The sequence below is a fragment of the Williamwhitmania sp. genome (assembly GCA_035529935.1).
Classification (GTDB): Bacteria; Bacteroidota; Bacteroidia; order Bacteroidales; family Williamwhitmaniaceae; genus Williamwhitmania.
Genome location: DATKVT010000026.1, coordinates 1 through 9,875, shown reverse-complemented (window position 1 = coordinate 9,875; position 9,875 = coordinate 1). Strand labels below are relative to the sequence as shown.

Annotated in this window: 9 protein-coding genes; 7 read left to right on the top strand and 2 right to left on the bottom strand. The window is 43.7% G+C overall.

Going from position 1 to position 9,875, the window contains the following annotated elements:
- The 4 genes from VMW01_01625 to VMW01_01610 all read left to right on the top strand — a co-directional run.
- On the top strand, window positions 1-268 hold a 268-nt coding region (locus VMW01_01625; GenBank protein HUW04934.1), incomplete at its 5' end, for an ion channel.
- A 504-nt stretch (window positions 269-772) separates the two neighbouring features.
- Window positions 773-1,246, top strand: a complete 474-nt coding sequence (locus VMW01_01620) for a DsrE family protein (protein ID HUW04933.1) — start codon at window positions 773-775, stop codon at window positions 1,244-1,246.
- A gap of 133 nt (window positions 1,247-1,379) precedes the next feature.
- Window positions 1,380-3,632, top strand: coding sequence for a DUF2339 domain-containing protein (locus VMW01_01615; GenBank protein ID HUW04932.1), 2,253 nt, complete (start codon window positions 1,380-1,382; stop codon window positions 3,630-3,632).
- Between the two features lie 169 nt (window positions 3,633-3,801).
- Complete coding sequence (locus VMW01_01610) at window positions 3,802-3,993, top strand: cold shock domain-containing protein (protein ID HUW04931.1); 192 nt, start codon at window positions 3,802-3,804, stop codon at window positions 3,991-3,993.
- Between the two features lie 61 nt (window positions 3,994-4,054).
- On the opposite strand, the gene VMW01_01605 is transcribed toward VMW01_01610, so the two are convergent.
- Both VMW01_01605 and VMW01_01600 read right to left on the bottom strand, forming a co-directional pair.
- Window positions 4,055-5,131 carry an EFR1 family ferrodoxin gene (locus tag VMW01_01605; protein HUW04930.1) on the bottom strand — a complete coding sequence of 359 codons (1,077 nt, stop codon included), beginning with the start codon at window positions 5,129-5,131 and terminating at the stop codon, window positions 4,055-4,057.
- A 111-nt stretch (window positions 5,132-5,242) separates the two neighbouring features.
- The gene (locus VMW01_01600; protein HUW04929.1) at window positions 5,243-6,517 is read right to left on the bottom strand and encodes a DEAD/DEAH box helicase; all 1,275 of its coding nucleotides are present in this window, start codon (window positions 6,515-6,517) and stop codon (window positions 5,243-5,245) included.
- Between the two features lie 953 nt (window positions 6,518-7,470).
- Between VMW01_01600 and VMW01_01595 the strand changes: the two genes are divergently transcribed.
- From VMW01_01595 to VMW01_01585, 3 genes are all read left to right on the top strand, one after another.
- On the top strand, window positions 7,471-7,632 hold the full coding sequence (locus tag VMW01_01595; protein ID HUW04928.1) for a hypothetical protein: 162 nt from the start codon (window positions 7,471-7,473) through the stop codon (window positions 7,630-7,632).
- 177 nt (window positions 7,633-7,809) lie between these two features.
- Window positions 7,810-8,997: a hypothetical protein gene (locus VMW01_01590; protein ID HUW04927.1), complete on the top strand. Its 1,188-nt coding sequence runs from the start codon at window positions 7,810-7,812 to the stop codon at window positions 8,995-8,997.
- 502 nt (window positions 8,998-9,499) lie between these two features.
- Window positions 9,500-9,703, top strand: coding sequence for a hypothetical protein (locus tag VMW01_01585; protein ID HUW04926.1), 204 nt, complete (start codon window positions 9,500-9,502; stop codon window positions 9,701-9,703).
- Window positions 9,704-9,875: the final 172 nt, after the last annotated feature.

The following is a 9,875-nucleotide window of genomic DNA, read 5'->3' as shown; positions in this document are numbered from 1 at the left end:
GATGAGCGTTTACCTCCTTTTCAGTGGAGTGTTTATGTTCTTCATAACGGTTGGCGAAGGAAACATTAACCCATCTGGCATCCATCCCGATACACTAACGGTGTTTGAACGTTCGCTCTACCACAGCGCCATCACCTTCTTTACCATTGGCTACGGCGACTTTTACCCATCCGGTCCTCTTCGCATTGTTTGCGGTGTGGAGGGTTTTGTGGGCGTATTCCTAATGGCCTACTTTACGGTGGCCTTTGTTCGAAAAATTCTTCGTTAGCAATTAGATAAAATAAGAAATGCCGCGAATACCGCGGCATTTTTTTTCTTAAGCAGCCACCGGGCTACTTGCAGCCGTCACAGCGAAAGGCCATGCAGGAATGGGTGCAGAGACCACATTTTGTGCATTTCGATTCGTCAATTCGGGGTGCCTCATATGGACTATTCTGGACAATAGCGCCAACAGGACACCTTCTGGCAGTTGGACATGAATGATTCTTAGGACAAAACTCCTCGGCAACAAATATTCTTCCCATAGCTCTATTAAAAAAATTTCAGGGTGCAAATATACACTAAATGACATATCTGAATACACCGTGCATTATTTTCAAAACATATTCTACAGCATGTTTTCAAAAAACGATATCATTTCAAAAACAATGGCACGCGTCAACGTGAGCAACTGGATAACAGCTACAATCAATTATTGACTTTGTACATTAAAAGCAATACCTTATGTGCATTAAAATTTCATCTACGAGTATACACCCAATAAACTAAAACTATGAAAAAAGGACTAATTTTCTCGCTACTACTTGTGCTTGTTGCATTTGGGTGCAACCAAAAGCAACCTCACGAGATGTCTACCATGAATATGGCGGACACCCCTAACGTCAACAAGGTAAAGGATGGCGTGTTTATCCACATTTCGCACAGCTTCGATGACCCACACCGCGTAGTGATGGCGCTAAAGATGGCCACCATGATGTCCATGGACAAGGATGTGCTGGTATACTTCGATATCAAGGGAATTGAGGTTGTGCTGAAAGATGCAAAGGACATCACCTACCCCACCTTCCCATCGGCACAGGAATCGCTTAAGATTCTAATCGACAAGGGGATTACCGTATTTGCCTGCCCGGGGTGCATGAAAGCCGCCGGAAAAACTGCAGCCGACCTTATGCCCGGTGTTAAGGTGGCCGAGAAGGAGGCCTTCTTCAACTTCACTAAAGGTAGGATACTGGCTCTCGATTACTAGCAGAGCAAATTTTGATAATTATGAAAAGGCAACGAAGGCTCTTCTCCGTTGCCTTTTCTGCCTTTAGTAATTTCATTTTACTACATTTACTCCAGATATATCATTCGGAATTCCAACTCAAAACCGAAGCAACATGGCCGAACAGAACAACAGAATTGATGAGTTGCAAAGGCAGCTCGACCAAATGCAGCAAGGGCTTGAGCAGATGAGGGGTGAGCTGGCCCGTTTAAAAGCAGATAGGGCGAAGGTTACTCCTGCGCCAGAACCGGCGAAAATTAAGGAGCAACCTGCCACATTGCAAATGCCAGCGGAAACTATAGAAAGCAAACCAATCATAGAACAGAAAGCACCAAAGCAAAGCAACAGCTTTGAACGGTTTATTGGTGAAAACCTTATAAACAAGATTGGAATTGCAATCACCGTTATTGGCGTTGGTGTTGGGGCAAAGTATATCATCGAAAACAACCTCATTAGTCCGGTAATGAGAATTGTTCTGGGCTACCTCGCCGGGGCCATTCTCTATGGTTTCGCCTTTAAACTTCGCAGTAAGTTTGAAAGTTTCAGCGCAGTGCTGCTAGGTGGAGCCATGGCCATCATGTATTTCATCAGTTTTTTAGCCTACAGCCTATACGACCTTTACCCGCAGCCAGTGGCATTTGGCCTTATGCTGCTGTTTACAATCCTTACCGTTGCGTCGGCCCTTTCCTACAGAAATCAGGTAATTGCGCACATTGGAATGGTAGGTGCCTATGCAGTTCCGTTCCTTCTAAGCGATGGTTCTGGCAAGGTTGCCGTTCTGTTTACCTATTTAGCCATAATTAATATTGGCATTCTGGCCATTGCCTTCAAGCAATACTGGAAAGCCCTTTACAATGCGGCCTTTGGTATTACCTGGCTCATCTTCCTCTCATGGTTTACAATAAAGTATAGCGTTGATACCCATTTTGGATTATCCTTGCTATTTTCCACCATATTCTTCATCACCTTTTACCTCACCTTTTTGGCCTACAAGCTACTACGGGAGGAGAAATTCTCGGCCAACGATATTGTTGTGCTGCTGGCCAACTCCTTCATCTTTTTCAGCATAGGGTATGCCACGCTCAAAGGCCATGGAACCGGAAAAGATTTTCTCGGTCTATTCACCGTAATCAATGGATTGATACACGCGGGAGTTGCCTTTGCTGTATACCAGAAGCGAATGGTAGACAAAAACCTTTTGCGCCTGCTGCAAGGGATGGTGTTGCTATTTATTACGCTTGCCATTCCGGTTCAGCTTAAGGGAAACTGGGTTACCCTGCTCTGGGCCGGCGAAGCAATTGTGCTGCTATGGGTTGGTAAAAAAGGTGATGAGCCATTTTATATCCGTCTCTCCTATCCATTGTTGTTACTAGCATTTTTCAGCATTATTCACGACTGGGGTAGCTACCTTTCTACCATTTACGGCCAGGAGGATTCATTAACACCCTTTCTGAACATTCAATTTTTAAGTTCCATGCTTCTTACTGCAGCACTTGGAGCTGCACTGTGGCTTTTCCTAAAGGTTCGCAGCGAGTTGCAAAACGAGTTCGATAAGATTTTTGCAATTGTTTTGCCAGCCATGCTCATAATTGCAGCATACTTTACCTTCCGCGTTGAGATTATTGCGCTCTTACACCATGTTTACCCAATAAATCTAGAGCCAACTACCGATTTTAGCAACTCGTTCAGCATCAACTTTAAGTTTCGTGAACTCTGGATGCTCAACTACACCATGCTGTTTGTATCGATAGCAATTGCCTTAGCCCGAAAAAGAATCAACTCCATTGCATTTACATCCACCTTTCTGATTATCGCTCTGCTCACCGCATTTAACTTTCTTGTGGCTGGACTCTACAACCTCAGCGAGCTGCGCAATAGCTCAATTGGTGGAGCCGCGTCTATTTCTACACCCTACCTATTGCGCTACATAACCATTGCGCTCTTTGCCACCATGCTTTACTTCGGTTTTTTGGAGACGAGAGAGCGCAGCTGGCTTGCCAAGGTGAAAGAACCGATGGAACTTTTTGTAGCGCTTTCGGCACTGTGGATTCTAAGCAGCGAACTTATCAATTGGCTAAGTTTGAGTGGTTACAGCAACTCATACAAGCTTGGTTTAAGCATTCTTTGGGGCATTTTCGCCTTTCTTTTGATAGTGCTAGGCATGTGGAAAAAGAAACGTCACCTTCGAATTGGGGCCATCGTTCTTTTCTCGGTAACGTTGCTAAAGTTCTTCTTCTACGACATTTCGCACCTAACCCCCATAGCAAAAACCGCTGTACTGGTTGCGCTGGGAGTGTTGCTTCTCGTGGTATCATTTTTCTACCATAAGTATCGGCTCACCATTTTTGGCCCCGATGCCGAGGAATAGTAACAATAAAACCAACTGCAGGCCCAAAAGGAATTAATCGGAGACCATTCCGCGTTGACCTTCAAAAAATATTTTGTGGACAAGTTGATAATCAGAGATTATTTTTGAAGAAAATGTGTATAGTCGTAATTTTTGCCTTATATTTGACAATAGATTTTAATTACACATTATGAAAAACGGAAAAGTAAAATTCTTTAATGAGTCTAAAGGTTTTGGATTTATTAAGGACAATGAGACAGAAAAAGAGTATTTTGTTCACGCCACAGGTCTTATCGACCGTATCAAAGAAGGTGACGATGTAACATTCGAACTTCAAGAGGGCAAAAAAGGGTTGAATGCGGTAAATGTGAAACTAGCATAAGCTGAGTATATAACCCCGCAGAACTTTTTACTTAAGCTTCACGACTTCGTGAAGCTTTTTTTTATTTCCGAGTAAAGTCTTTCGCTGAAATGGTGGGAGCCAAATATCGACGCCAATAGTAGGTTAATGAGGTGTAGCGAAATAGCTTGTTAATCCAAGCATATCGCACTAGCAGATGAAACACGTAGTAGACAACAAAGAATACTGGAATATTAACCACACTGGCAATGAGGATATTCCACGGCCACTGAAAGGAGTTATACACAGACGGAATAAGGAGCCCAAGTTGCTGGTGTAACCATTGAGTAACTGGCAGCGCAGCAACTATGGTGATAAGCACCGCCGCAAATAGGTGTGGCGTTTGAACGGCCTGCTTGGGGCAAATGTTCATACAGCGCATGCAGCTTTCGCAGCTGAATGTCCAAAATGGACGACCATCAACCATCTTAACAGCACCTACAGGACATTTCTCCACGCATAAATTACACCCATTGCAGTCGGTGGTTGCAAAAAATGTTTTCGACAGAAGAAAGCGACCAACCGCTTGGTAGGCAATGCCTATTGGTATCAAAAAGAGGTCAAGCGGAAGAAAGATGAACACGTAGGGATGCAGGTAGCGTCGCCCCTCGGCAATCCGGGTGGCAAAGCGGGTAGCTATTCGGTTACACCGCTCCACAATGGGGTTAAATACCCATGGAGCCATTCCCGGATGAACGGAAATCCAGTTGGAGGGCATATCCAACGGAAGTAACCCTGACAGCCCATAGCCCTTCACAAGCAAAATTATCAATGGAACAAGCTGAGCCATTCCTGAGATACCAGGAATAAAGACATTGTAGATCCGAGTTCCTGCGCGGGTGTTGAGCAAAAAGAAGCGTTCTCCCTTTCTGGCAAAGGGCAGCTGCCAAATGAACTTCAGCATTGCCCATGGCACGCCAAAACCGTGGGTTGGGTAGCACAATCCCAACAAGCTGTTGCCCCGCTCCTGTTGCTTATGGATGCTACCTAGCTTAAAATCGATGGATGTTACCGACGTAGGAATTTGATGCTGCTCAAGTGTTTTGGCTACTAGGTGCGCTGCACTTAGGCTATTGCCCGTTCCACTCAAAAAGTAAATGGATGCAAACCTGGCTTTCATCACTGCAACTTTTTGCACTAAAAATGAGAAAGGTAGTATGGTCGGAAAAATTATTTCGGACGAACACGCAATTTAAGCAAATGAGCAGGTATTAGCAAAAGACCAACAAGGCTACTTCTTCTTTGCCTTACTGAGCTTCTTGGCTCGAGCCTTTTTCTCATTTTTCTTGTGCAGTGCCTCCAACTCCTCCGCCTCCTTCATCAGCGATTTCCAATCGTTGGTGGCCTCGGCGCTAAAGTCGATGGTCTCCACATACTCCGTCTTGGAAATATCGAGCACCTTAATGGCATTGCCGGTATAGCTCTCAATGTCCTTCAACAGCTGCTGCTCCTCCTCCTCGCTGCAGAACGATACGGCAATACCACGCCTAACGCCCCTACCCGTTCGACCAACCCTGTGCACATAATTTTCGGGAACCTCGGGGAGGTCGTAGTTAATTACATAGTCCACATCGGGAATATCGATACCGCGAGCGCTCACATCTGTTGCCACCAGCACCTTTACCTCACCGGTACCAAAGCGTTTTAAAACGCTAATACGGTCTGCCTGAAGCTTATCGCCATGGAGCGTTTCGCTCTGAATACCCACCCGCTGCATTGCCGCCGACACCCTTTCGGCGCGAACCTTAGTCCGCACAAAAATCAGAATCTTTTTATCCACATTCTCATTGATGATGCGCTCAAGGAAAAAGCGCTTGTCATCCATCTTTACAAAGGCAACCGAGTGGTTTATATTCTTCGAAACCGGGTCATTAGGCGAAATTTGAATACGGATGGCCTTACGCACCAAGGAGTAGGCTAAGTCTTTAATTTTTTCGTCGATGGTAGCGGAGAAGAAAAGCGTTTGCCGATATTTAGGCAGAAAACGGATAATGTCGCGAATATCGTTGATGAAGCCCAAGTCGAGCATGTGGTCGGCTTCGTCGAGAATGAGCACCTCCACCGTTTTAAGGTCGATGAAGCCTTGGCTTACCAAGTCGAACATCCGGCCGGGCGTTACCACCAAAATATCGACGCCGTTTTGGAGTTGTTCAATCTGAGGGTCCTGCTCCACCCCACCAAACACACACAAGGTTTTCACCTTTGTAAACTGCCCAATCTCCTGAAAAACTTGGGTAACCTGGAGTGCCAGCTCGCGCGTAGGTTCCATAACCACACACTTTATGCCACCAGTTGTGGCCTGTGCCTTGCGAGAGCCAATGTTGTGTATTACCGGAATGGCAAAGGCTGCCGTTTTTCCCGTGCCTGTTTGAGCAATGGCTAGAACATCTTCACCCGCAAGAATGGGTGGAATGGCCTTAAACTGAATATCGGTTGGCCTGTTGAATCCCATTTTGACTAGGCTTCGCTTTATCTCATTCAGGATGTGGTAGCTCTCAAACTTCATGCAGAACACGGTATTAGGCCGCAAAGATACCAAAATATACGGAAGATAGAAGGAGACGTAGAAGTCAGAGAAGTGGAAGAAGTTAGAGGAAGTTAGAAGAAGTTGTATAATCCGACCATTGGAGAATGTATTTCTTCGTAAGAACTTAACCCTGAAAGGGTGATAGTTTGGTAGCCGGGGGTGACAACCCCCGGAAAGAAAACCAGCCATCAACCTGCGGTGCGCACACCCATGCCGTTCAATGCACCACAACAACCCCGCACCGCAATAAACAAACGATATTAAATAGAGAGGTTAGACTGAAGTTAGACGGGAGTAATTCGGAAGTTAAAAGAAGTTGTAGCGAAGCGGAGATCCCGCAACGCGGGGTTAGAAGAAGTTGTATAATCCGACCATTGGAGAATCTATTTCTTCATAAGAATTTAACCCTGAAAGGGTGATAGTTTGGTAGCCGGGGGTGACAACCCCCGGAAAGAAAACCAGCCATCAACCTGCGGTGCGCACACCCATGCCGTTCAATGCACCACAGCAACCCCGCACCGCAATAAACAAAGGATATTAAATAGAGAAGTGGAAGAAGTTAGAGGAAGTTAGAGGAAGTTAGAGGAAGTTAGAGGAAGTTAGAGGAAGTTAAAAGAAGCAGTAGCGATGCGGAGATCCGTCCATTGATATGGTGTAGTGGATAAAACCAAATGTAGAGACGCACGGCGGTGCGTCTCGTCTCCTTTATGCCATAAATTGAATCCCGCCGTTTGTTGTGGCGAAATATTTTCCGTTCAAGAACCAACCGCAAAGCGATTTAATTTGAATAGCCTTGGGTGTGAGCCCATGGAATGCGAACCCTCCAAGAACATGCGGTGCACGCTCAAATAGTGTTCATTGAACCAGCTGTTCCATGCACCGCAATCACCATGGTTTTACAGTCACCTTCATTCTCAAAACTTGTCAGGCTAATGCTGGATTACCAAATTGTTATGGCTTCCTGGGCAGAACTGTATTCACTTTTAATTGGCGTATTGCCGGATTGGCTAATTGGCGCATTTTTCAAATTCCAAATCGTCTCATTTTCAAATTATTTATTACGCCGCAATCACCAAAAGGCTGAAATAGGTTAGGTCATACTGCACCTAAAAAAACCTCCTGCATAATCAATGGGCATATGCCAAAGATTATGTACATTTGGTAGGTATAATCTACAAACTTGTTTCGAATTTCAGTTGCCAATGTCCCATAGTTACTAATCAAAGTATGGTGGATGAATGGATGTTTATAACCACTTTAAACCGCGCAATATGAAATACAGATTTCTAGCACTGATGATCCTGCTCAGCTTTCGCGCGTATTCACAACCGGACAGCTTGGCCAAGGCCATATCTGCATACGAGGATAAAACAGAAATTCTTATTACTAACGGCAGGAAGCTGTTGCTGTCAAATTTCTTGGATAACAACCTATTAAAGGTGGCGGAGGTTAAGAATTTTCTGGTCAAGACGGAGAATAAGGACTATATAGCCTTGTACCCATACGAGAGGTGGATGCTCGACTACTGGACCAGGGACTATGCCGATATTCTGCAAACTACCGAGCAGTTTGACTCTACCTACTACGCCTCTTTCAGCTATAGAATCCAACCGCCGTACGACCTGCTGGAGCGGAAAGTGTACGAGGCAACAAGCCTCAACATTGCGAAGTTGATCAGCAATATTGATAGCTCCAACCTCGACTCTGAGAAAAAAGATTTTCTCATACTAAACCTACGATACATCAATATTCAAAAAGAACATAACAACTATTACCAGGACACCTTAAACACTCTGGCAAATGCATACCTAAAAAAATATCCCAGCAGCAATTACAACACCTACATCAGGAGATACATTCGATACCAGCTAGTTGCATCAACTTCATACTTCATTATGGATATGGGGTTCGGTGGATATTTTAATTCAGGCCAGCTATACAGTAAATTTGGATCAAGCGGTTTGTTCTCCCTTGGTCTGGCTTGGAAACACGAAAGATTCAACTACATCCTCAGCTGCTACCTTGGCTCCTCTAAGGTAAAGCAGGATCTGGTGGTTGAAAACAAGCAGTGGACCAAAGGGGTTGTTTTGGATCTTGTTTCTGCAAAACTTTCATTTGGCTATGACATACTGGACATCGACAGGTTCAGATTCTCGCCCAACGTTGGTCTGGTTTATACCGATTATTCCCCTTCGCAATACAACCAACCAAACGAATATATTTACTCGGATCTTAAGAATACAAGCAAGGATTTCTACGCTTACTCCTTTGGCTTCAACTACGACATCTCATTCAAACCAAGAATGAATAACCTAATCTATATCAGCTATTTGAGCTTTATACGGTTAAGCTACGGCATCAATATTCCATTTAAATCCTATTCCGGATACAATGGCGTTGTGAACTATTTTACTATTAGCTATGGTTTTGGTTTAAGAAGTGTAAAAAGGGAAATCTAAGCACAATAATCGTATCACATTATCCATATACAACCCTCAACGGGGCTGTAGCCCATCTGCATAAGTAGCATGGTGCTGCGGCCCAACTGAATGGTAATGAGCCAATTGATTGGCGTCAATGATATCAAGCGGATGGCGTTGAACGTATCGTGAGGCTATGTTTCCTCCAATATAGAGAACACTCTTTGTATGAATGGTAAGAATTAAGAAATTAGCATCGACCTTCTGCAATACGGGAAAAAGGGTTAATTTTGATAGGAAAGGATGACGCTCCCTAGTCCTAAACGCTCAAAATAGACACATAAGAATGATCTTGTGAGGTTTAGAAACGAGTTAAAGGAAATTAGCAGTAACAAACTCAAACATTGATTATTATGATAAGCAAAAAACAGATAACTAATGCTGGTAAAACTTTATTGACTTCCAAGAGTCAAGAGGAGATTAATACTGCGATGGAAGTCATTAATATTTGGCGAGCAAATCATATGCACCCCTGAATGTAATGAAAAACTCACTAGTTAGGTTATTAAACAAAAATAAGATTGTTCCAATATTGATTTCTCAAAGATTAAAACGTCTAGCATCAATCGAATATAAACTTGATTTAAATATTAATATGGGACTAGGCGGGATGCAAGATATTGGAGGTTATCGTGCCGTTTTAAAGGACACTAAAGATTTGATGAAATTAAAATTGTTATTATAAAATAACAGAAATCATAAACTTATAAAAGTTAACACTACTGTCCGACAAAAAAAAGCAGTTTAAAAGCTAGTTGAATAAATAAAGGGCTACTCCCCGAAGGTTTCGCCCCGATGTTGTAGATTTGTTTTGCGAATAAAACCACAACATGGGCAAAAATACAGAAATAAAATTA